This window comes from Enterobacter sp. E20, assembly GCF_000801755.2.
Lineage (GTDB): Bacteria > Pseudomonadota > Gammaproteobacteria > Enterobacterales > Enterobacteriaceae > Enterobacter > Enterobacter asburiae_B.
Window position 1 is genome coordinate 3,937,430 of record NZ_CP012999.1, and the last position, 21,730, is coordinate 3,959,159.

The 21,730-nt window shown below is 56.2% G+C and carries 23 protein-coding genes; 16 read left to right on the forward strand and 7 right to left on the reverse strand.

The genetic code is table 11. The annotated features are described in order from the left end of the window. Window positions 1-46 precede the first annotated feature (46 nt). Both epd and tkt read right to left on the reverse strand, forming a co-directional pair. Window positions 47-1,066, reverse strand: a complete 1,020-nt coding sequence (gene epd, locus NI40_RS18275; protein ID WP_039262970.1) for an erythrose-4-phosphate dehydrogenase — start codon at window positions 1,064-1,066, stop codon at window positions 47-49. Between the two features lie 340 nt (window positions 1,067-1,406). Beyond that, on the reverse strand, window positions 1,407-3,398 hold the full coding sequence (gene tkt / locus NI40_RS18280) for a transketolase (RefSeq protein WP_023309118.1): 1,992 nt from the start codon (window positions 3,396-3,398) through the stop codon (window positions 1,407-1,409). 272 nt (window positions 3,399-3,670) lie between these two features. Between tkt and NI40_RS18285 the strand changes: the two genes are divergently transcribed. Beyond that, complete coding sequence (locus tag NI40_RS18285; protein WP_021242066.1) at window positions 3,671-4,429, forward strand: M48 family metallopeptidase; 759 nt, start codon at window positions 3,671-3,673, stop codon at window positions 4,427-4,429. Window positions 4,430-4,638: 209 nt separating this feature from the next. Beyond that, window positions 4,639-5,907: an OprD family outer membrane porin gene (locus NI40_RS18290; RefSeq protein ID WP_039262969.1), complete on the forward strand. Its 1,269-nt coding sequence runs from the start codon at window positions 4,639-4,641 to the stop codon at window positions 5,905-5,907. A 53-nt stretch (window positions 5,908-5,960) separates the two neighbouring features. On the opposite strand, the gene speB is transcribed toward NI40_RS18290, so the two are convergent. The 4 genes from speB to NI40_RS24525 form a co-directional block, all read right to left on the reverse strand. Then, a complete protein-coding gene (gene speB, locus NI40_RS18295; protein ID WP_014071686.1) occupies window positions 5,961-6,881 on the reverse strand; it encodes an agmatinase in 921 nt (306 codons plus the stop codon). Window positions 6,882-7,089: 208 nt separating this feature from the next. Continuing rightward, window positions 7,090-9,066 (reverse strand): biosynthetic arginine decarboxylase, encoded by a 1,977-nt coding sequence (gene speA / locus NI40_RS18300; RefSeq protein WP_023309121.1) that lies wholly within the window; start codon window positions 9,064-9,066, stop codon window positions 7,090-7,092. Window positions 9,067-9,074: 8 nt separating this feature from the next. Then, window positions 9,075-9,206 carry an acid stress response protein YqgB gene (gene yqgB, locus NI40_RS24445; RefSeq protein ID WP_127341063.1) on the reverse strand — a complete coding sequence of 44 codons (132 nt, stop codon included), beginning with the start codon at window positions 9,204-9,206 and terminating at the stop codon, window positions 9,075-9,077. 94 nt (window positions 9,207-9,300) lie between these two features. Then, complete coding sequence (locus NI40_RS24525; protein WP_419095317.1) at window positions 9,301-9,444, reverse strand: hypothetical protein; 144 nt, start codon at window positions 9,442-9,444, stop codon at window positions 9,301-9,303. 425 nt (window positions 9,445-9,869) lie between these two features. Here NI40_RS24525 and metK point away from each other — a divergent pair, with 425 nt between their 5' ends. The 8 genes from metK (at window position 9,870) to ruvX (ending at window position 16,953) form a co-directional block, all read left to right on the forward strand. Next, window positions 9,870-11,024 carry a methionine adenosyltransferase gene (gene metK / locus NI40_RS18305; RefSeq protein WP_010435443.1) on the forward strand — a complete coding sequence of 385 codons (1,155 nt, stop codon included), beginning with the start codon at window positions 9,870-9,872 and terminating at the stop codon, window positions 11,022-11,024. Between the two features lie 359 nt (window positions 11,025-11,383). After that, window positions 11,384-12,781: a galactose/proton symporter gene (gene galP, locus NI40_RS18310; protein ID WP_023309123.1), complete on the forward strand. Its 1,398-nt coding sequence runs from the start codon at window positions 11,384-11,386 to the stop codon at window positions 12,779-12,781. A gap of 58 nt (window positions 12,782-12,839) precedes the next feature. After that, window positions 12,840-13,337: a SprT family zinc-dependent metalloprotease gene (locus tag NI40_RS18315; protein ID WP_039262968.1), complete on the forward strand. Its 498-nt coding sequence runs from the start codon at window positions 12,840-12,842 to the stop codon at window positions 13,335-13,337. A 94-nt stretch (window positions 13,338-13,431) separates the two neighbouring features. Continuing rightward, window positions 13,432-14,139, forward strand: coding sequence for a deoxyribonuclease I (gene endA / locus NI40_RS18320; RefSeq protein ID WP_023333343.1), 708 nt, complete (start codon window positions 13,432-13,434; stop codon window positions 14,137-14,139). Window positions 14,140-14,190: 51 nt separating this feature from the next. Beyond that, entirely contained in the window at window positions 14,191-14,922 is a 732-nt protein-coding gene (gene rsmE / locus NI40_RS18325) for a 16S rRNA (uracil(1498)-N(3))-methyltransferase (protein ID WP_023309126.1), read from the forward strand. A 19-nt stretch (window positions 14,923-14,941) separates the two neighbouring features. Continuing rightward, window positions 14,942-15,889 (forward strand): glutathione synthase, encoded by a 948-nt coding sequence (gshB, locus tag NI40_RS18330; protein WP_029739222.1) that lies wholly within the window; start codon window positions 14,942-14,944, stop codon window positions 15,887-15,889. Between the two features lie 87 nt (window positions 15,890-15,976). Continuing rightward, on the forward strand, window positions 15,977-16,537 hold the full coding sequence (locus NI40_RS18335) for a YqgE/AlgH family protein (protein WP_008499752.1): 561 nt from the start codon (window positions 15,977-15,979) through the stop codon (window positions 16,535-16,537). Then, a complete protein-coding gene (gene ruvX / locus NI40_RS18340; protein WP_029739223.1) occupies window positions 16,537-16,953 on the forward strand; it encodes a Holliday junction resolvase RuvX in 417 nt (138 codons plus the stop codon). The genes NI40_RS18335 and ruvX overlap by 1 nt, the downstream gene beginning before the upstream one ends. Before the next feature lie 10 nt (window positions 16,954-16,963). Here ruvX and NI40_RS18345 read toward each other — a convergent pair whose 3' ends face one another. Further along, a complete protein-coding gene (locus tag NI40_RS18345; protein WP_039262967.1) occupies window positions 16,964-17,944 on the reverse strand; it encodes a type IV pilus twitching motility protein PilT in 981 nt (326 codons plus the stop codon). A 17-nt stretch (window positions 17,945-17,961) separates the two neighbouring features. Here NI40_RS18345 and NI40_RS18350 point away from each other — a divergent pair, with 17 nt between their 5' ends. The 6 genes from NI40_RS18350 (at window position 17,962) to NI40_RS18375 (ending at window position 21,678) form a co-directional block, all read left to right on the forward strand. Further along, window positions 17,962-18,663 (forward strand): YggS family pyridoxal phosphate-dependent enzyme, encoded by a 702-nt coding sequence (locus tag NI40_RS18350; protein ID WP_039262966.1) that lies wholly within the window; start codon window positions 17,962-17,964, stop codon window positions 18,661-18,663. Window positions 18,664-18,684: 21 nt separating this feature from the next. After that, complete coding sequence (locus NI40_RS18355) at window positions 18,685-19,251, forward strand: YggT family protein (RefSeq protein ID WP_039262965.1); 567 nt, start codon at window positions 18,685-18,687, stop codon at window positions 19,249-19,251. Next, window positions 19,248-19,544 carry a DUF167 family protein YggU gene (gene yggU, locus NI40_RS18360; protein WP_023309131.1) on the forward strand — a complete coding sequence of 99 codons (297 nt, stop codon included), beginning with the start codon at window positions 19,248-19,250 and terminating at the stop codon, window positions 19,542-19,544. The genes NI40_RS18355 and yggU overlap by 4 nt, the downstream gene beginning before the upstream one ends. A 3-nt stretch (window positions 19,545-19,547) precedes the next feature. Continuing rightward, the gene (locus NI40_RS18365; protein WP_039262964.1) at window positions 19,548-20,141 is read left to right on the forward strand and encodes an XTP/dITP diphosphatase; all 594 of its coding nucleotides are present in this window, start codon (window positions 19,548-19,550) and stop codon (window positions 20,139-20,141) included. Beyond that, window positions 20,134-21,276, forward strand: a complete 1,143-nt coding sequence (hemW, locus tag NI40_RS18370) for a radical SAM family heme chaperone HemW (protein ID WP_039262963.1) — start codon at window positions 20,134-20,136, stop codon at window positions 21,274-21,276. The genes NI40_RS18365 and hemW overlap by 8 nt, the downstream gene beginning before the upstream one ends. A gap of 63 nt (window positions 21,277-21,339) precedes the next feature. Then, window positions 21,340-21,678 (forward strand): endonuclease domain-containing protein, encoded by a 339-nt coding sequence (locus NI40_RS18375; protein ID WP_039262962.1) that lies wholly within the window; start codon window positions 21,340-21,342, stop codon window positions 21,676-21,678. Window positions 21,679-21,730 lie beyond the last annotated feature (52 nt).

Sequence of the window (21,730 nt, forward strand, 5' to 3'; positions counted from 1 at the left end):
GAATCCTCTCGTTGATTCTTAAAGTTTTGCAGACGCACAATGCGTCTTACCTGAAACCTTGAGCGGCCATTGCTAACGTGGTGTCGAGCATTCGGTTAGCAAAGCCCCATTCGTTATCACACCAGACCAGCGTCTTGATAAGGTGTGCGCCACTGACTCTCGTTTGCGTGCCATCGACGATGGCGCTGTGCGGGTCGTGGTTAAAATCTACTGAGACCAACGGTAATTCCGTATAGTCAACTATACCATGAAATGCCCCCTGTGCCGCTTTTTGCAGCAACAGGTTGACTTCACAGGCTTTTACCGGTTTTTTCACCGTCACGCTAAGGTCGATTGCGGTGACGTTAATCGTCGGGACACGTACGGCAATCGCTTCAAATCGGTCATTAAACTGCGGAAAAATTCGGGTGATCCCTGCCGCCAGTTTCGTGTCCACCGGAATGATTGACTGGCTCGCTGCGCGAGTGCGTCGCAAATCCGGATGGTAGGCGTCGATAACCTGCTGATCGTGCATGGCGGAATGAATCGTGGTCACGGTACCGGATTCAATGCCATACGCATCGTCTAACAGTTTGATGACCGGAATAATGCAGTTAGTGGTACAGGAGGCGTTGGAAACAATGCGGTGTTCGGCCTGCAGCTCATGCTGGTTGACGCCAAACACGACGGTCGCGTCGAGGTCGTTACTGCCGGGATGAGAAAACAGGACTTTTTTCGCGCCTGCAGCAAGATGCGCTTCGCCATGTTCGCGGTTGCCGTACACGCCGGTACAGTCAAGCACCACATCCACACCCAGTTCACGCCAGGGTAGCCCGGAGATGCTGTTCTCATGCAGCACGCGAATAGCGTCGTCACCCACAAACAGCTGTTCTCTTTCCTGGCGTACATCCCAGGCAAAGCGTCCGTGGCTGGTGTCATATTTCAACAAATGCGCCATGCCCGTAGCATCCGCCAGTTCATTGATTGCCACCACGGTTATTTCCGCCCGACGTCCGGATTCATATAAAGCACGAACCACGTTACGTCCGATGCGACCGAAGCCATTAATCGCTACGCGTACGGTCATAGATCTCCTGCAAAGCAATCCCTGAGTTTGAGGTGGCTGAAAGAGTAATCCAGCTACGCCCGAAGGGGAATCCTTGCTGTCACAAACTGCGATTGATTGGTCAATTGTCGAACATTTAATCGACTGAAACGCTTCAGCAAGAATAAGCGAATCGGGGAATAAAAGGAATGTCTGTCCAGATGAATAAGCGCGCTATATGACTTGCGTCACATTTTAGGTGGAATAATGGCGGCAAGGTAAAAGCAAAACGGTAACCGAGAGGTTACCGTTTTTTAGTGTTTGCACCCTCTCCCGTGGGAGAGGGCTCGGGTGAGGACATCAGCCCGCACCGTACAAACGATTACAGCAGTTCTTTCGCTTTCGCGACAACGTTCTCAACGGTGAAGCCGAATTCTTCGAACAGCTGTTCTGCAGGAGCAGATTCACCGAAGGTGGTCATACCGACGATAGCGCCGTTCAGGCCCACGTATTTGAACCAGTAGTCTGCGATACCCGCTTCCACTGCCACACGCGCGGAAACCGCTTTAGGCAGGACGGATTCGCGGTAAGCAGCATCTTGTTTGTCGAACGCATCGGTAGACGGCATGGAAACCACGCGCGCTTTCACGCCTTCGGCAGTCAGTTTTTCCCACGCTGCAACAGCCAGTTCAACTTCCGAACCGGTGGCGATGAAGATCAGCTCTGGCTGGCCCGCGCAATCTTTCAGCACGTAACCACCGCGAGCGATGTTCGCCAGCTGCTCAGGCGTACGCTCCTGCTGTGCCAGGTTCTGACGGGAGAGGATCAGCGCGGTTGGACCGTCCTGACGCTCAACGCCGTATTTCCACGCCACCGCGGATTCCACCTGGTCACATGGACGCCATGTGCTCATGTTCGGGGTCACGCGCAGGGAAGCCACCTGCTCTACCGGCTGGTGAGTTGGGCCATCTTCGCCCAGACCGATGGAGTCGTGGGTGTAGACCATTACCTGACGCTGTTTCATCAGCGCGGCCATACGCACGGCGTTACGTGCATATTCGACAAACATCAGGAAGGTAGAGGTGTATGGCAGGAAACCACCGTGCAGGGAAATACCGTTGGCAATCGCGGTCATACCGAATTCACGTACACCGTAATGGATGTAGTTACCGGCAGTATCTTCGTTGATTGGCTTAGAACCAGACCACAGGGTCAGGTTAGATGGTGCCAGGTCAGCGGAGCCGCCCAGGAATTCTGGAAGCCATGGGCCGAACGCTTCAATCGCATTCTGAGACGCTTTACGGCTCGCGATTTTAGACGGGTTCGCCTGCAGCTTAGCGATAAATTCGTTCGCTTTCGCGTCGAAGTCAGACGGCATTTCACCTTTCATACGACGGGTGAATTCAGCCGCTTCCTGCGGGAACGCTTTCGCATAGGCAGCGAATTTCTCGTTCCAGGCCGCTTCTTTCGCCTGGCCTACTTCTTTTGCATCCCACTGAGCGTAGATCTCAGACGGGATTTCGAATGCAGGGTGTTTCCAGCCCAGCGCTTCGCGGGTCAGTGCGATTTCCGCGTCGCCCAGCGGTGCGCCGTGGGAGTCGTGAGTACCCGCCTTGTTCGGCGAACCGAAACCGATGATGGTTTTGCACATCAGCAGGGACGGTTTGTCCGTCACCGCGCGCGCTTCTTCCACTGCACGTTTAATCGAGTCAGCATCGTGACCATCAACGCCACGCACTACGTGCCAGCCGTAGGCTTCGAAACGTGCTGCGGTGTCGTCGGTGAACCAGCCTTCGACGTGACCGTCGATGGAGATACCGTTGTCGTCATAGAACGCAACCAGTTTGCCCAGCTTCAGGGTACCTGCCAAGGAGCACACTTCGTGAGAAATGCCTTCCATCATGCAGCCGTCGCCCATGAACGCGTAGGTGAAGTGGTCTACGATGTCGTGACCAGGACGGTTGAACTGCGCCGCCAGCGTCTTCTCGGCAATCGCCATACCCACAGCGTTAGCAATACCCTGCCCCAGCGGGCCGGTGGTGGTTTCTACGCCAGCGGTGTAACCCACTTCCGGGTGACCTGGAGTTTTAGAGTGCAGCTGACGGAAGTTTTTCAGCTCTTCGATAGGCAGATCGTAGCCGGTGAGGTGCAGCAGGCTATAGATCAGCATAGAGCCGTGGCCGTTGGACAGCACGAAGCGGTCGCGGTCAGCCCATGACGGGTTCTGCGGGTTGTGGTTCAGGAAATCACGCCACAGGACTTCGGCGATATCAGCCATACCCATAGGAGCCCCTGGGTGGCCGGATTTGGCTTTCTGTACTGCGTCCATGCTCAGCGCACGAATAGCATTAGCAAGCTCTTTACGTGAGGACATTTTAACTCCAGATCGGACTGTTAAAGGCCATGCCCTTGACGACAGCGCGTTTTGGGCTACGCCGGAAAAAAGTGCCAACAATGTAACCCAAGCCGCAAGTCATGTACATGGAGCATTCTTTTGCTTGTTAAGAAATCTCTGGATCATGCTCGCATGTTGCGCAATCTGCTCGCCCGGCCCTGCAGATATTCCTTATACTTAGCACGACACCGGCTTCGCTGACGGTGCCCTTTTCGGATTTTATTCAGTTTAACGAGTACGGAAGCAACCTCATGAAAATGCGTGCAATAGTGCTGGCCCTGGGTACAACGCTCCTGCTGAGCGGCTGTCAGAATATGGATTCTAACGGTCTGATGACGTCAGGCGCAGAGGCCTTTCAGGCCTATTCCCTGAGCGATGCGCAGGTGAAAGCGCTGAGCGACCAGGCCTGTAAAGATATGGACGGAAAAGCCACGCTTGCGCCGGCTAACAGTACCTACACGCAGCGTCTGAATAAGATTGCTTCCGCGCTGGGCGACAACATCAACGGCCAGCCGGTGAACTACAAGGTGTACATGGCGAAAGACGTGAACGCCTTCGCGATGGCGAACGGCTGTATCCGCGTCTATAGCGGGCTGATGGACATGATGACCGACAACGAAGTGGAAGCGGTCATCGGCCACGAAATGGGCCACGTTGCCCTGGGCCACGTGAAGAAAGGGATGCAGGTTGCCCTGGGCACCAATGCCATCCGCGCAGCGGCGGCCTCTGCGGGCGGTATCGTTGGCAGCCTGTCGCAGTCACAGCTTGGGGACGTGGGTGAAAAGCTGGTTAACTCTCAGTTCTCACAGCGTCAGGAGTCCGAGGCGGATGACTACTCCTACGATCTGTTGCGCAAACGCGGCATTAATCCATCAGGCTTAGCCACCAGCTTCGAAAAACTGGCCAAGCTGGAAGCCGGACGCCAAAGCTCCATGTTTGACGATCACCCGGCCTCAGAAGAACGCGCACAGCATATTCGCGACCGTATGGCCGCAGACGGAATTAAATAATTTCAGAAGGAGGCAATTTTGCCTCCTTTTTATTTCGCATGAATTGTTAACTTAACAGCACGTATCGGTAACCCCCTGAAAGCCCCGCCAAATCTGCCTTATCACCTTGAAATGTCTGGTCACATAATTATTGCAAAGGTCACTTTTTCCGGTAATTATCACCCCCGCAGTTATTCAAATTACTATATCCAGACAGAGACGTTCCCTCCGTGAAAAAAGAATTATCATTAATTGCTTTAAGCTTATTTGCTGCATTACCTGCCGCTGCAAGCCAGCAATCCGACAGCCAGGGTTTTATTGACGACAGCCATCTGGATCTGTTTTTACGCAATGCGTATATCAGCCGCGACTACCATCAGGGCCAGCAGGACAAAGCCGAGTGGGGTCAGGGGATCATCGCCACGTTTGCATCCGGCTATACCGAAGGGCTGGTGGGCTTTGGCGTGGACGGTATTGCTCAATACGGCGTGCGCCTGGACGGCGGCCGTGGCAAAAGCGGCGCAGGCGGCATCGACTTCTTTAAACAGGAAGATGATGGCCGGGCAAAATCCGATCTGGCAAAGTTTGGCGCAACCGCCAAAATGCGCATCTCGAATACCGTACTGAGCTACGGAAATCAGCGCCCTGAGCTGCCCATCGTGAATGCCGACAGCTCCCGCCTGCTGTTTGAAAGCTACACCGGCACCATGCTGACCTCAAAAGAGATCGACGGTCTGGAAATCAACGCCGGTTACTTCACCGACGAGCAGCGTAAAAGCGATGACCGCCACGACAGCGGACTGAAGAGCCTCTCCTTCGGCGGTGCGAGCTATCAGTTTAACGACCAGTTCAGCGGCGCGCTGTACGCCTCTCATAATGAAGAGGTGATGAACAAGCAGTACCTGGGCATGAACTTCAAACAGCCGTTCAGCACCGGGCAGCAGCTGGTGCTCGACTTCAACGGCTATAACTCCCGTCTGGATCAGGGCTACGCGGACAGCCTCGACACGGGCCGCAGCAACACCATCTGGAGCCTGGCGGCGAGCTACATCTGGGACATTCACACGTTCAAAGTGGCGTACCAGCAGAGCAGCGGCAGCACCGGCTACAACTACGGCGGCTATCGCGACAAGGGCGGCGTGGGTGACGGCGGAAACACCATCTGGCTGGCGAACTCCTACTGGTCTGATTTTAACGGCGAAGACGAACGTTCCTGGCAGGCATCCTACGGTCTGGACTTTGGCGGCCTTGGCTTACCGGGCCTGAGCTGGACCACTGCCTACGTGCGTGGGGATAATATTAAAACCTCTGAAACCAGCAACGGCAAAGAGCACGAGTGGTTTAACCAGATCCAGTACCAGGTGCAGGATGGTCCGGCGAAGGATCTGAAGCTTAAACTGCGCTACTCCGTACTGCGCGTCTCCGGCAACGCCAGCGAGTACAACGTGGGCGGGGACGAGATCCGCGCTTACGTGGAATACCCGTTTAACGTGTTCTGAAGGCAATAAAAAAACCTCTCAATAGAGAGGTTTTTTATCACGCAAGGTGAGGCTTATTCGCCTTTTTTGGCTGCCTGAATGTAGAGCATTTCCAGCGCCAGAGTCGCTGCGGCCAGCGCGGTGATCTCGGACTGGTCGTACGCAGGCGCCACTTCCACCACGTCCATCCCGACAATGTTCAGATCCTTCAGGCCGCGCACCAGCTTGATGGCACGATCTGAGGTCAAGCCGCCGATGACCGGCGTACCGGTGCCCGGAGCAAATGCCGGATCCAGACAGTCGATGTCGAAGGTCAGATACACGGGCATATCACCCACGATCTGCTTCACCTGAGCGATGATGTCGTCCACGCCGCGATCGTTAACCTGGCCCGCATCCAGCACGGTGAAACCGTTGTCTTTGTCGAACTCGGTGCGAATGCCGATCTGCACGGAGTGGTTCGGGTCGATCAGACCTTCGTTCGGCGCGGTGAAGAACATGGTGCCGTGGTCAAACTCGCAGCCGTTCGCGTAGGTGTCGGTATGTGCATCGAAGTGCACCAGCGCCATTTTACCGAAGTGCTTCGCATGGGCGCGCAGCAGCGGCAGGGTCACGAAGTGGTCGCCGCCGAACGAGAGCATGCGCTTACCGGCAGCCAGCAGCTTCTCGGCGTGCGCCTGCAGCTTCTCGCTCATCTCACGCGCGTCGCCGAAGGCGTACACCAGGTCACCGCAGTCCACCACGTTCAGGCGCTCGCGCATGTCGAAGTTCCATGGGAAGCGGTTATGCTCCCAGGCCAGGTTAGTGGAAACCTGACGAATCGCAGCCGGGCCGTGACGACCACCCGCGCGGCCAGATGTTGCCATATCGAACGGCACGCCGGTGATCACCCAGTCAGCGTCGCTGTCGTACGGCTGGAAGTTCATCGGAAGGCGTAAAAAACCAAACGCGTTAGATACCAGAGAGTTATCGTACTGATGACCTAAAGTGCTCATGTCCTGACCTCTTTTAAAGTCGATACATTAAAAACAGATGAAAAAAAATCCCCTCCGCGTCGTTAAACCCGACGAGGAAGGGATTGATTCGTAAATCGCTTATTGGGGCGAATTATCGCCGGTAATGCATACGGGTTCAAGTGAGTATAGGGCATTGTGCGGTCTGATGCCCTCACCCCGCCCTCTCCCTGCGGGAGAGGGCGTTTTCCTACTCGTCTTCCAGGTAGGTGTACCCGTACAGACCCGCTTCAAACTCTTCCAGGAACTGCTGCTGTAGCGCATCGTCCAGACCGGTGTTTTTCACCTGGTCGCGGAACTGAGTGAGCAGTTTTTTCGGATCCAGCTGAACGTATTCCAGCATGTCCGCCACGGTGTCCCCTTCATCGGACAGCTCGATTTCCACGTTGCCGTCAGGGAACACGAACACGTCCACCGCTTCGGTATCACCGAACAGGTTGTGCATGTTGCCGAGGATCTCCTGATACGCGCCGACCATAAAGAAGCCCAGCATCGGCGGGTTCTCCGGGTCGTATTCCGGCATTGGCATCGTCGTTGCGATACCGTCGCCGTCGACGTAGTGGTCGATGGCACCGTCGGAATCACAGGTGATGTCCAGCAGCACCGCACGACGTTCCGGCGCGTGGTTCAGCCCTTCCAGCGGCAGAACCGGGAACAGCTGGTCGATACCCCAGGCATCCGGCATCGACTGGAACAGCGAGAAGTTGACGTAAATCTTGTCCGCCATACGCTCCTGCAGCTCGTCGATAATCGGACGGTGCGCGCGGTTGCTCGGGTCGAGCTGTTTCTGCACTTCATGGCACATGTTCAGGTAGAGCTGCTCCGCCCACGCGCGCTCCTGCAGGCTGAAGGTGCCTGAAGAATAACCCACGTGAATATCATGCAGGTCCATCTGGCTGTCGTGCAGCCATTCGCGCAGGGAACGACGCGTGCCCGGCTCGTGCATTTCCTGCCAGGTTTCCCACATGCTTTGCAGGGAACGCGGAGCATCGTCTGCCGGAGGCGTCGCTTCGCTGATTTCGCTACGCTCAACGCCGATGATGTTAGAGACCAGCACCGTATGGTGCGCGGTCACCGCGCGACCGGATTCGGTGATCACCGTCGGGTGCGGCAGGCCGTTCTCTTCACAGGCATCGCCGATCGCCCAGATGATGTTGTTCGCGTATTCGTTCAGGCCGTAGTTTACAGAGCAGTCAGACTGCGAGCGGGTCCCTTCGTAGTCCACGCCGAGGCCGCCGCCCACGTCGAAGCACTGAATATTTACGCCAAGCTTGTGCAGCTCAACGTAGAAACGCGCTGACTCACGCACGCCGGTGGCGATGTCGCGAATATTGGCCATCTGCGAGCCGAGGTGGAAGTGCAGCAGCTGAATGCTGTCCAGACGACCGCGCTCGCGCAGGATTTCCACCAGCTGCAGCACCTGGTTTGCCGCCAGGCCGAACTTGGATTTCTCGCCGCCGGAGGACTGCCATTTACCGGAACCTTGTGACGCCAGACGCGCACGCACGCCAAGGCGCGGCACCACGTTCAGACGTTCGGCCTCTTCCAGCACGATGGCGATTTCGGTCATCTTTTCGATAACCAGATAGACCTTGTGGCCCATCTTTTCGCCGATCAGCGCCAGACGAATGTATTCACGGTCTTTATAGCCGTTACAGACGATCACTGAACGGGTCATGCCCGCATGCGCCAGAACCGCCATCAGCTCCGCTTTGGAGCCAGCTTCCAGGCCCAGCGGCTCGCCGGAGTGGATCAGGGATTCAATCACGCGGCGGTGCTGGTTCACCTTGATCGGGTAAACCAGGAAATAGTCGCCTTTATAGCCGTAGGACTCACGCGCGCGCTTGAACGCGGCGTTAATAGAACGCAGGCGATGTTGCAGGATCTGCGGGAAGCAGAACAGTGCAGGCAAACGCTGGCCCTGAGCCTCACGGGCTTTCACCAGTTTCGCGAGATCCACGCGCGCTTCAGGGACGTCCGGATCCGGGCAGACGCTGATGTGGCCCAGTTCGTTGACGTCGTAGTAGTTATTGCCCCACCAGGCAATATTGTAAGTGCGCAGCATCTTGCTGGCTTCCTCGGAGCTCATCGCAACCTCCTGCATAGAACGTAGTACACCCTGTTCGCCCGCTGACGAAGGCGAAAAAGAAGACATGTCGTCAGACATAGCGAACCTCAACTCTTTGTAATAAGTGTAAAACAGTTGACTACTATCGCAGCGTTATACGGCGATAACAACCCATAAACGGCTCCGTTTCCCAGCAGAGTATGCTGAAAACCAGACCGTGCGACCGGTTTCTTATTCATATCATTGTAAAACACGTATCCGAACTCTGTATGACAAGGTTCGGCGAAACCACGAGAAAACTCTTGTATTAACAAGAGCGCCCTTGTTCAGTTTTCACAAAGCGTGACCGGCCCTGGAATCCTGAGAAGCGCCGAGATGGGTATAACATCGGCAGGTTTGCAGACTAGAAATGCGGGTTGCGGGAATCAAATACGCGCCAGAACGGCTGCGCTGAATGTGCGGAAAACGATGGTTCATTATCTCGTATCACCTCCACGGCCGCCTCTGTTGAAACGGACCACAAGCCAAAGCTAAAAGTTCACTGCTTAACCCGGCTGGAAGTGGCGACACGATGAGTCCATCGAGCGCTTATTTTATATGAGCCGCGCGCCGCGTTTTATACCGAGAAGGGGGCTAAAAAGCAAAACAAAAATGCGCGTGCTGCCAGCAGCGTCAGGAAAAATTTCCAGCTGCCATTTCAACGCAGTGAGAGATGAATCAAAAAAAACTGGAAATCGGGCGAAGAAGTGACCTAAAATAGCCGTCCAGATGTTAATCCATCTATACTGATTAACACTCATACTGCCAGTGTCAAAAACCTGCAGGCCTTGGTAGAATTATCTCCTTTGGCTATTCCGCACAGCAGCTTGAGCTAACCAAATTCCTCTTAGGTGAAATAAAACATGGCAAAACACCTGTTTACGTCCGAGTCCGTATCAGAAGGACATCCTGATAAAATTGCTGACCAAATCTCCGATGCGGTGCTGGATGCGATCCTGGCGCAGGATCCTAAAGCGCGCGTCGCGTGCGAAACCTATGTCAAAACCGGCATGGTTCTGGTTGGCGGTGAGATCACCACCAGCGCATGGGTTGATATCGAAGAGATCACCCGTAACACAGTGCGTGAGATCGGCTATGTGCATTCTGATATGGGCTTTGATGCCAACTCCTGCGCGGTTCTGAGCGCGATTGGCAAACAGTCTCCAGACATCAACCAGGGCGTTGACCGTGCCGATCCGCTGGAACAGGGCGCGGGCGACCAGGGCCTGATGTTTGGCTATGCAACCAACGAAACCGACGTGCTGATGCCAGCACCGGTCACCTACGCACACCGTCTGGTGCAGCGTCAGGCTGAAGTGCGTAAAAACGGCACCCTGCCGTGGCTGCGCCCGGATGCGAAAAGTCAGGTCACCTTCCAGTATGACGACGGCAAAATCGTCGGTATTGACGCGGTGGTTCTGTCTACCCAGCACTCCGAAGATATCGATCAGAAATCCCTGCAGGAAGCCGTGATGGAAGAGATCATCAAGCCGGTTCTGCCGACCGAATGGCTGAGCTCTGCGACCAAATTCTTCATCAACCCAACCGGACGCTTCGTTATCGGCGGCCCAATGGGTGACTGCGGTCTGACCGGTCGTAAAATCATCGTTGATACCTACGGCGGCATGGCGCGTCACGGTGGCGGTGCGTTCTCCGGTAAAGATCCGTCTAAAGTTGACCGTTCTGCGGCGTACGCGGCGCGTTATGTGGCGAAAAACATCGTTGCAGCCGGCCTGGCTGACCGCTGTGAGATCCAGGTTTCCTACGCGATCGGCGTAGCTGAGCCAACCTCCATCATGGTTGAAACCTTCGGTACCGAGAAAGTGCCTTCAGAACAGCTGACGCTGCTGGTGCGCGAGTTCTTCGACCTGCGTCCATACGGCCTGATTCAGATGCTGGATCTGCTGCACCCAATCTACAAAGAAACCGCGGCATACGGTCACTTTGGTCGTGAACATTTCCCATGGGAAAAAACCGACAAAGCCGCCCTGCTGCGTGAAGCTGCCGGTCTGAAGTAATCGACTGACATCTGCGTGATAAAAGGCCAGCCTTCGGGCTGGCCTTTTTTTGTTGGTGGCGCCGCAAAGGTGCACATATGGTACCGATTACACCGCACCGGATGCGCCTCGCTTTCAGAATATTCTCTTTGCATGATCGCCTTTCTTCTGCTGTTACATCGCCTTTCAGTTAAGTCTGAAATGTGTTCTTTCGCGATGCACATCACCTCGTTTACCTCTATATTTTCAAAGCTTTAATTATTTTTACGGTTGCGCGCTAGTGTAACCGATTACACCAATGTGATTAATCTCACATATTTTTACGGGTCACTCACCTACCCTTTACATCAATAAAACTGATAACCCAACTGGAGGGCATAATGCCTGACAATAAAAAACAGGGGCGTACGTCCAACAAGGCGATGACATTCTTCGTCTGTTTCCTCGCCGCCCTGGCAGGATTACTTTTTGGCCTGGATATCGGCGTCATTGCCGGTGCATTACCTTTCATCACTGACGAGTTCCAGATCAGCGCTCACACCCAGGAGTGGGTGGTCAGCTCCATGATGTTTGGCGCCGCAGTGGGTGCCGTCGGCAGCGGCTGGCTCTCCTTCAAGCTCGGGCGTAAAAAGAGCCTGATGATCGGCGCGATCCTGTTCGTTGCCGGTTCACTCTTCTCTGCCGCAGCGCCCAACGTTGAGGTTCTGCTGGTTTCCCGCGTGCTGCTCGGTCTGGCCGTGGGCGTGGCGTCCTATACCGCCCCGCTTTACCTGTCTGAAATCGCGCCGGAGAAAATCCGCGGCAGTATGATTTCGATGTATCAGCTCATGATCACCATCGGTATTTTGGGCGCGTATCTTTCCGATACCGCGTTTAGCTACAGCGGCGCATGGCGCTGGATGCTCGGCGTGATCATCATCCCGGCCATTCTGCTGCTGATTGGCGTCTTCTTCCTGCCGGACAGCCCGCGCTGGTTTGCCGCCAAACGTCGATTCCACGATGCCGAACGCGTACTGATGCGCCTGCGCGACACCAGCGCCGAAGCGAAAAACGAGCTGGAAGAGATCCGCGAAAGCCTGAAGGTCAAACAGTCCGGCTGGGCGCTGTTTAAAGAGAACAGCAACTTCCGCCGCGCGGTGTTCCTCGGCGTCCTGCTTCAGGTGATGCAGCAGTTCACCGGGATGAACGTCATCATGTATTACGCGCCAAAAATCTTTGAGCTGGCGGGCTATACCAACACCACCGAGCAGATGTGGGGGACCGTCATCGTGGGTCTGACCAACGTGCTGGCGACCTTTATCGCCATCGGTCTGGTGGACCGCTGGGGACGTAAGCCAACTCTGACGCTGGGCTTCCTGGTGATGGCGGCCGGTATGGGTGTCCTCGGTACCATGATGCATGTGGGCATTCACTCACCAACCGCCCAGTACTTTGCGGTCGGCATGCTGCTGATGTTTATCGTCGGGTTTGCGATGAGCGCCGGCCCGCTGATTTGGGTGCTGTGCTCTGAGATCCAGCCGCTGAAAGGGCGTGATTTTGGTATCACCTGCTCTACCGCAACCAACTGGATTGCCAACATGATCGTCGGCGCAACGTTCCTGACCATGCTCAATACCCTGGGCAACGCGAACACCTTCTGGGTCTACGCCGGTCTGAACATCTTCTTTATTGTGCTGACTATCTGGTTGGTTCCAGAAACCAAACACGTTTCTCTGGAACATATTGAACGTAACCTGATGAAAGGTCGTCCGCTGCGCGAAATCGGCGCCCACGACTGATCCTCACGCGGGAGGCGCCTCTTGCGCCTCCCCGCTTCGCACTTTATGCTCTGCCCCTATGAAAGCACCCCGTCTCCCCATTGCCGTTCAGCAAGCCGTTATGCACAGCATGCGGGAAAAACTCGCCCAGGCGAACCTGAAGCTCGGCCGTAATTACCCTGAACCTAAGATCGTATATCAGCAGCGCGGCACCGCGGCCGGCACCGCCTGGCTCGAGCCTTATGAGATCCGCCTTAACCCGGTGCTGATGATGGAAAACCAGCAGGCGTTTATCGAGGAAGTGGTACCGCACGAGCTGGCGCATCTGCTGGTGTGGAAACACTTCGGACGCGTCGCGCCCCACGGCAAGGAGTGGAAGTGGATGATGGAAGCGGTGCTCGGCGTTCCGGCACGCCGTACCCATCAGTTCGAGCTGGAATCGGTGCGCCGCAATACCTTCCCCTACCGCTGCCAGTGTCAGCAGCACCAGCTTACCGTCCGCCGCCATAATCGCGTGGTGCGCGGCGAGGCGACCTACCGCTGCGTCAAATGCGGCGAGCCGCTGGTTGCGGAATAATCATCTGAACTTTCAGGAACTTTCCTGATCTGACTGATTGCATACGGGAACAACATTCGTTACGTTGCGGGCTCGTTTTGACACGGAGTGTAAGATGTCCCGTAATTTTTCTCTTGCGGTCGCCTTTTTGACGACAGCGCTCTCAGGCCACGCCCTGGCCGACGGTATCAACAGTTTCTCTCAGGCCAAAGCGGCCGGTGTTAAGGTCAACGCCGACGTGCCGGGCGATTTCTACTGCGGCTGTAAAATTAACTGGCAGGGTAAAAAAGGGGTCGTTGACCTTGAGTCCTGCGGCTATAAGGTGCGTAAAAACGAAAACCGCGCCAGCCGCATTGAATGGGAACATGTCGTTCCGGCCTGGCAGTTTGGCCATCAGCGCCAGTGCTGGCAGGATGGCGGACGTAAAAACTGCGCCAAAGATCCGGTTTATCGCCAGATGGAAAGCGATATGCATAACCTGCAGCCTGCCGTAGGTGAAGTGAACGGAGACCGGGGTAATTTCATGTACAGCCAGTGGAACGGTGGCGAAGGCCAGTACGGCCAGTGCGGTATGAAGGTTGATTTTAAAGAGAAAGTCGCCGAGCCCCCTGCCCGCGCGCGCGGCAGCATTGCCCGCACCTACTTCTATATGCGCGACCGTTACGACCTCAACCTCTCCCGCCAGCAGACGCAGCTGTTCAACGCCTGGGACAAGCAGTACCCGGTGACGGAGTGGGAATGCCAGCGCGACGAACGTATCGCCAGAGTCCAGGGGAATCACAACCCTTACGTCCAGCGGGCTTGCCAGGCGCAAAAGAGCTAACCTACACTACGGCAATTCGCTTATATCGCATGACACATGGAATTTCTGACTATGCGCATTCCCCGCATTTACCATCCTGAACTGATTACCGCAGGCCGCGAAATCGCCCTGTCTGATGACGCCGCCAACCACGTTGGCCGCGTGCTGCGCATGGGCGCAGGTCAGGCAATACAGCTGTTCGACGGCTCGAACCAGGTTTTCGACGCGGAAATCACGCGGTCCGATAAAAAAAGCGTACACGTTAACGTCCTGCGTGGCGAAGTGGATGACCGGGAATCACCGCTGCACATCCATCTGGGCCAGGTGATGTCGCGCGGCGAGAAAATGGAGTTCACCATACAGAAATCCATTGAACTGGGTGTAAGCCTCATTACGCCACTTTTTTCTGAACGCTGTGGCGTTAAACTGGATGCGGAACGTCTGAACAAAAAGATCCAGCAGTGGCAGAAAATTGCCATTGCGGCTTGCGAACAGAGTGGCCGCAACCGTATTCCGGAGATCCGCCCGGCGATGGATCTGGAGGACTGGTGTGCAGAAGAGGAGAGCGGGCTGAAGCTCAATCTTCATCCGCGCGCCAGCGCCAGCATCAATACGCTGCCTCTGCCCGTTGAGCGCGTACGCCTGCTGATTGGCCCCGAAGGCGGCCTGTCGGCGGATGAAATTGCGATGACGGCACGTTACCAGTTTACTGATATTCTGTTGGGACCTCGCGTTCTGCGCACTGAGACAACGGCACTCACGGCCATTACCGCGCTACAGGTACGGTTTGGCGATCTGGGTTGAAGCATTAACGGAGAAGAACATGATCAAGCTCGGCATCGTGATGGACCCCATCGCAAACATTAACATCAAGAAAGATTCCAGCTTCGCCATGCTGCTGGAAGCGCAGCGTCGCGGCTATGAACTCCACTATATGGAGATGAACGATCTTTACCTGATCAACGGTGAAGCCCGCGCGCGCACCCGCATCGTTAACGTCGAGCAGAACTACGACAAATGGTACGAGTTCGGCACCGAGCAGGATATTGCCCTGGCCGATCTCAACGTCATCCTGATGCGTAAAGATCCGCCGTTCGACACCGAATATATCTACAGCACCTACATCCTTGAGCGTGCAGAAGAGAAAGGCACGCTGATCGTCAACAAGCCGCAGAGCCTGCGCGACTGCAACGAGAAGCTCTACACCGCCTGGTTCTCTGACCTGACGCCGGAAACCCTGGTGACCCGCAGCAAAGCGCAGCTGAAAGAATTCTGGCAGAAGCACGGCGATATCATCATGAAGCCGCTGGACGGCATGGGCGGCGCGTCGATTTTCCGCGTGAAAGAGAGCGACCCGAACATTGGCGTGATTGCCGAAACGCTGACCGAACTGGGTACGCGCTACTGCATGGCACAGAACTATATTCCGGCGATCAAAGACGGCGATAAGCGCGTTCTGGTGGTAGATGGCGAACCGGTTCCTTACTGCCTGGCGCGTATCCCGCAGGGTGGCGAAACTCGTGGGAACCTGGCAGCCGGCGGTCGCGGTGAGCCGCGCCCGCTGACCGAAAGCGACTGGGAAATTGCCCGCCGCGTTGGCCCGACGCTGAAAGCCAAAGGCCTGATCTTCGTTGGCCTGGATATCATCGGCGATCGTCTGACCGAAGTGAACGTCACCAGCCCGACCTGCATTCGTGAAATTGAAGCGGAATTCCCGATTTCGATCACCGGAATGCTGATGGACGCTATCGAAAAACGTTTACAGAAATAACCTAACAATACTATTAGTGACAGCGCCTGTGTTTGTCCCCATACTGGGCGCTGTCGCTTTTTAAACCAGGAAACAGTACCTCTGACAATGAATTTACAGCATCACTTTCTTATTGCCATGCCTGCTCTCCAGGACCCGATTTTTCGCCGCGCCGTTGTTTATATTTGTGAATACAATGAAGACGGCGCGATGGGTATTATCATTAATAAACCGCTGGAAAATCTTCAGGTTGAAGGAATTCTGGACAAGCTGAAAATACCGGCTGAAGCGCGACTGCCGGAAATCCGGCTTGATAAACCGGTGATGCTGGGTGGACCTCTTGCAGAAGATCGCGGCTTTATCCTGCATACGCCGCCGGTATTCTCTTCCAGTATTCGAATTTCGGATAACACCGTTATCACGACCTCGCGCGACGTGCTTGAAACGCTGGGCACCGCTGAGCAGCCTTCTGAAGTGCTGGTGGCGCTGGGCTATTCGTCGTGGGAGAAAGGCCAGCTTGAGCAAGAGATCCTCGATAACGCCTGGCTTACCGCGCCTGCGGACATGAATATCCTGTTTAAAACCCCGATCGCCGATCGCTGGCGTGACGCGGCAAAGCTGATTGGCATTGATATCCTGACCATGCCTGGCGTAGCGGGGCACGCCTGATGAGCGGAACGCTTCTGGCCTTCGATTTTGGTACTAAAAGCATTGGCGTCGCCGTGGGTCAGCGCATCACCGGTACCGCGCGTCCGCTTACGGCCCTGAAGGCCAACGACGGCACGCCAGACTGGAATCTTATCGAGCGTCTGCTCAAAGAGTGGCAGCCGGATGACGTGATTGTTGGGCTCCCGCTGAACATGGACGGTACAGAACAGCCGCTTACCGCCCGGGCGCGTAAGTTCGCCAATAAAATCCATGGCCGCTTTGGCGTCTCCGTGAAGCTTCACGACGAGCGTCTTAGCACCGTCGAAGCGCGCGCGGGCCTGTTTGAGCACGGCGGCTTCCGGGCGCTCAACAAAGGCAGCGTGGACTCCGCTTCAGCAGTAATCATCCTCGAAAGCTATTTCGACCAGGGCTTTTAAACACAGGGGTCTAAAGCCGCCCCTGCGCCCGTCTCTCCGCCAGGCTCTGGTCAAAGTTCTGCATTCCTGCCTGCTGACCGGTTTGAATGATCCCGGGCAGTTGCCACGTTTTCCCTTCACGAATCAAATTCGCCGCCGCCGCAGTGTTCACCAGCAGTTCATACAACGCGACGCACCCGCCCTGTAGATCGGGAAGTAGCCTCTGCGCCAGCACCGCCCGCAGGCTACCGGCCAGCTGGCTACGCACCGGATCTTTCTCCTGCGCCGGGAACGTATCGACCAGCCGTTCAATCGCCTGCGATGCCCCGCGCGTATGCAGCGTCGCCAGCACCAGATGGCCGGTTTCCGCCGCCGTCAGCGCCAGGCGGATCGTTTCGCTGTCGCGCAGCTCCCCCAGCAAAATAACGTCCGGATCCTGGCGCAAGGCACTGCGCAGCGCTTCGGCAAATGACGGGCTGTGCTGGCCTATCTCCCGCTGCTGGATCAGGCAACGTTCGCTCTGGTAGATAAACTCCACCGGATCTTCAAGCGTGAGGATATGGCCGTCAGCATGGTGGTTTAGAAAATCGACCATCGCCGCCAGCGTAGTGGATTTGCCGCTGCCGGTCGCCCCCGTGACCAGAATCAGCCCGGCGTCATTGGATAACAGTTCCGGGATTACCCGCGGCGCGCCCAGCGAAGCGAGCTGCGGGCAGCTACGCGGCAACAGCCGCAGCGTCACAGAGACACCTCTCATCTGCTTAAAGGCACTGCCGCGCAGGCGCTGGCCTCCCGTTACCGTTGCGGCAAAATCCACCTGCCCCTTTGCCCACCATGTTCCCTGCTGCTCATCGTTAAGCCACGCTTTTAATAACGCCCCAACGTCGGGAGGCTGAAAGGGAGCGGGTTCAAGCCGGCCTAATCTGCGCCAGCGCGGTGGCGAATCACTGCACAGGTGTAGATCGGAGACGTTATGCTTTACACTAAGGGCCACAATTTCTTCCACATCCATAGACTACTCCTCGGAAAATGAACGACATTGCGCATAACCTGGCACAGGTCCGGGACAAAATCTCAGCCGCCGCAGCGCGCTGCGGCCGTGCTTCAGAAGAAATTACGCTGCTTGCAGTCAGCAAAACCAAGCCTGCGAGCGCCATCGCAGAAGCTATTGAAGCAGGCCAGCGGGCGTTTGGTGAAAACTACGTGCAGGAAGGCGTGGATAAAATTCGCTACTTCCAGGAACAGGGGAATACGGATCTGCAGTGGCACTTTATTGGCCCCCTGCAGTCGAACAAAAGCCGTCTGGTGGCAGAGCACTTCGACTGGTGCCACACCATCGACCGCCTGCGTATTGCTACCCGCCTGAATGACCAGCGTCCGGCAGAAATGCCGGCACTCAACGTGCTTATTCAGGTCAACATCAGCGACGAAAACAGCAAGTCCGGCATTGCGCTGAGCGAACTGGGTGCGCTGGCCGCCGAGGTGGCCGAACTGCCGAACTTAACCCTGCGCGGGCTGATGGCAATTCCGGCACCTGAGTCAAGTTATGAAAGGCAGTTTGCCGTGGCACAGCAAATGGCTGTAGCATTTGAGGCGCTTAAAGCGCGCTATAACACGGTAGACACGCTTTCACTGGGCATGTCGGATGATATGGAAGCCGCCATCGCGGCAGGCAGCACTATGGTGCGCATCGGCACGGCAATTTTCGGTGCGCGCGACTACTCAAAATAATAAGGAAACCTGAGGAACGCCATGAAGACGTTGACTTTCCTGCTCTCAACAGTGCTTGAGCTGTATACGATGGCGCTTTTGCTGCGCGTCTGGATGCAGTGGGCCCGCTGTGATTTTTACAATCCGTTCTCGCAGTTTGTCGTGAAAATCACGCAACCTGTTGTCGGACCGCTGCGCCGCGTTATCCCGGCGATGGGTCCCATCGACAGTTCGTCTCTGCTGGTGGCGTTTATTCTGAGCGTTATCAAAGCGATCGTGCTGTTTATGGTCATCACCTTCCAGCCGATTATCTGGATTGCTGCGATCCTGATTTTAATCAAAACCATCGGCCTGCTGATTTTCTGGGTGCTGCTGGTCATGGCCATCATGAGCTGGGTAAGCCAGGGCCGTAGTCCGGTAGAATATGCGCTAATCCAACTGGCCGAGCCGCTACTGCGCCCGATTCGCAACCTGCTGCCTTCGATGGGCGGTATTGATTTCTCGCCGATGATCATGGTTCTGCTGCTCTATGTGGTCAACATGGGGATCGCTGAGCTGTTACAGTCCACGGGCGATATGCTGCTGCCGGGGCTGTGGATGGCGCTATGAGTGCAGTAAGCACCTGCGCTGACGGGCTGGTTTTGCGGCTGTATATTCAGCCGAAAGCCAGCCGTGACGGTATTGTCGGGCTGCATGGCGACGAGTTAAAAGTCGCCATCACCGCCCCGCCGGTTGACGGCCAGGCGAACGCGCATCTGACCAAATATCTGGCAAAACAGTTTCGCGTCGCCAAAAGCCAGGTCATCATTGAAAAAGGTGAACTTGGGCGACATAAACAGGTAAAAATCCTTAATCCGCAATCTATCCCGACGGAAGTCGCGGCTCTGAAAGAACAGGACTAAACCATGCAGAAAGTTGTTCTCGCGACCGGCAACGCCGGTAAAGTGCGCGAGCTGGCCTCGCTATTAAATGATTTTGGGCTGGACGTGGTCGCCCAGACCGATCTTGGCGTGGATTCCGCCGAAGAGACGGGGCTGACGTTTATCGAAAACGCGATCATTAAAGCGCGCCACGCCGCGCAGATTACCGGCCTGCCCGCGATTGCCGACGACTCCGGCCTGGCCGTGGATTTTCTCGGCGGTGCGCCGGGGATTTACTCTGCGCGCTATTCCGGCGTTGACGCCACCGACCAGCAGAATCTGGAAAAGCTGCTTGTCGCCCTGAAAGACGTACCGGACGAACAGCGCACCGCGCAGTTCCACTGCGTGCTGGTCTATATGCGCCACGCGGAAGACCCGACGCCGATTGTCTGCCACGGCAGCTGGCCGGGCGTGATTACCCATGAAGCAGCTGGCAACGGCGGCTTTGGCTACGACCCGATTTTCTTTGTCCCGACCGAGGGCAAAACCGCTGCGGAACTGACCCGCGAAGAGAAAAGCGCGATTTCCCACCGTGGACGCGCGCTGAAACTGTTACTGGAAGCACTGCGTAATGGCTAATTTGCCGCCTCTGAGTCTGTATATTCACATCCCGTGGTGCGTGCAGAAATGCCCGTACTGCGATTTCAACTCGCACGCGCTGAAGGGCGAAGTGCCGCACGATGACTACGTTGCGCATCTGCTGGCCGACCTGGACGCCGATGTCGCTTACGCACAGGGACGTGAAGTTAAGACCATTTTCATTGGTGGCGGTACGCCGAGCCTGTTGTCCGGCCCGGCAATGCAGACGCTGCTGGACGGCGTGCGTGCGCGCCTGAACCTGGCGGCAGATGCTGAAATTACGATGGAAGCCAACCCCGGCACCGTTGAGGCCGACCGTTTTGTCGACTATCAGCGCGCGGGCGTGAACCGCATCTCCATCGGCGTGCAGAGCTTTAGCGAGCCGAAGCTAAAACGTCTGGGGCGCATTCACGGCCCGGAAGAGGCGAAGCGCGCGGCAAACCTGGCGACCGGGCTGGGCCTTCGCAGCTTTAACCTCGATCTGATGCACGGCCTGCCGGATCAGTCTCTGCAAGAGGCGCTGGACGACCTGCGCCAGGCGATCGAACTGAACCCGCCGCACCTGTCGTGGTACCAGCTCACCATCGAGCCAAACACGCTGTTTGGTTCCCGCCCGCCGGTGCTGCCGGACGACGACGCGCTGTGGGATATCTTCGAGCAGGGTCACAGGCTTCTAACCGCTGCGGGCTATCAGCAGTATGAAACGTCCGCGTACGCGAAGCCGGGCTACCAGTGTCAGCACAACCTGAACTACTGGCGCTTTGGCGACTATCTGGGAATTGGCTGCGGCGCGCACGGCAAGGTGACCTTCCCGGACGGGCGCATTCTGCGCACCGCCAAAACCCGCCACCCGCGCGGGTATATGGAAGGCCGCTACCTGGAGCGTCAGCACGACGTCGAGGCGGCGGATAAGCCGTTTGAGTTCTTTATGAACCGCTTCCGTCTGCTGGAAGCCGCGCCGCACGCGGAATTTGCGCGTTACACCGGGCTGCCGGAGTCGGTGATTCGCCCGCAGATTGACGAGGCGCTGGCCCAGGGGTATCTCACCGAGAGTGAGGAATACTGGCAGATCACCGAGCACGGCAAGCTGTTCTTAAATTCCCTTCTTGAGCTGTTCCTCGCCGAAGAATCCTGAAGGCTTATTCAGGATTTTGCACCCCGCTCTGCCGGCTGAGGAAAAGGCTGGCAGAGTGTGGGGATGGAAAAATCAAAACAACTCCGCAAAGAAATGACGCCCGAAGAATTACGCCTTTGGTATTTGCTCAGGGGTCGTCGTTTCTTTGGGTATAAGTTTCGTCGGCAGATGCCTGTTGGTCCGTACATCGTGGATTTCGCCTGCTTTAAGGCAAAGCTGATCGTTGAGCTGGACGGGGGTCAGCATCAGAATGAAGAGGCGTATGACTTACGAAGAACAGCATTCTTAAACGCAAACGGCTGGGAAGTTTTGCGGTTCTGGAATAATGAATTCAGGGCTAATGAGGAGGAGGTGTTAATAGCTATTCTGCAACGACTGCAATGCCTGATGCCCTCACCCTAACCCTCTCCCACAGGGAGAGGGAACGATTACACCCTCTCCCATGGGGAGAGGG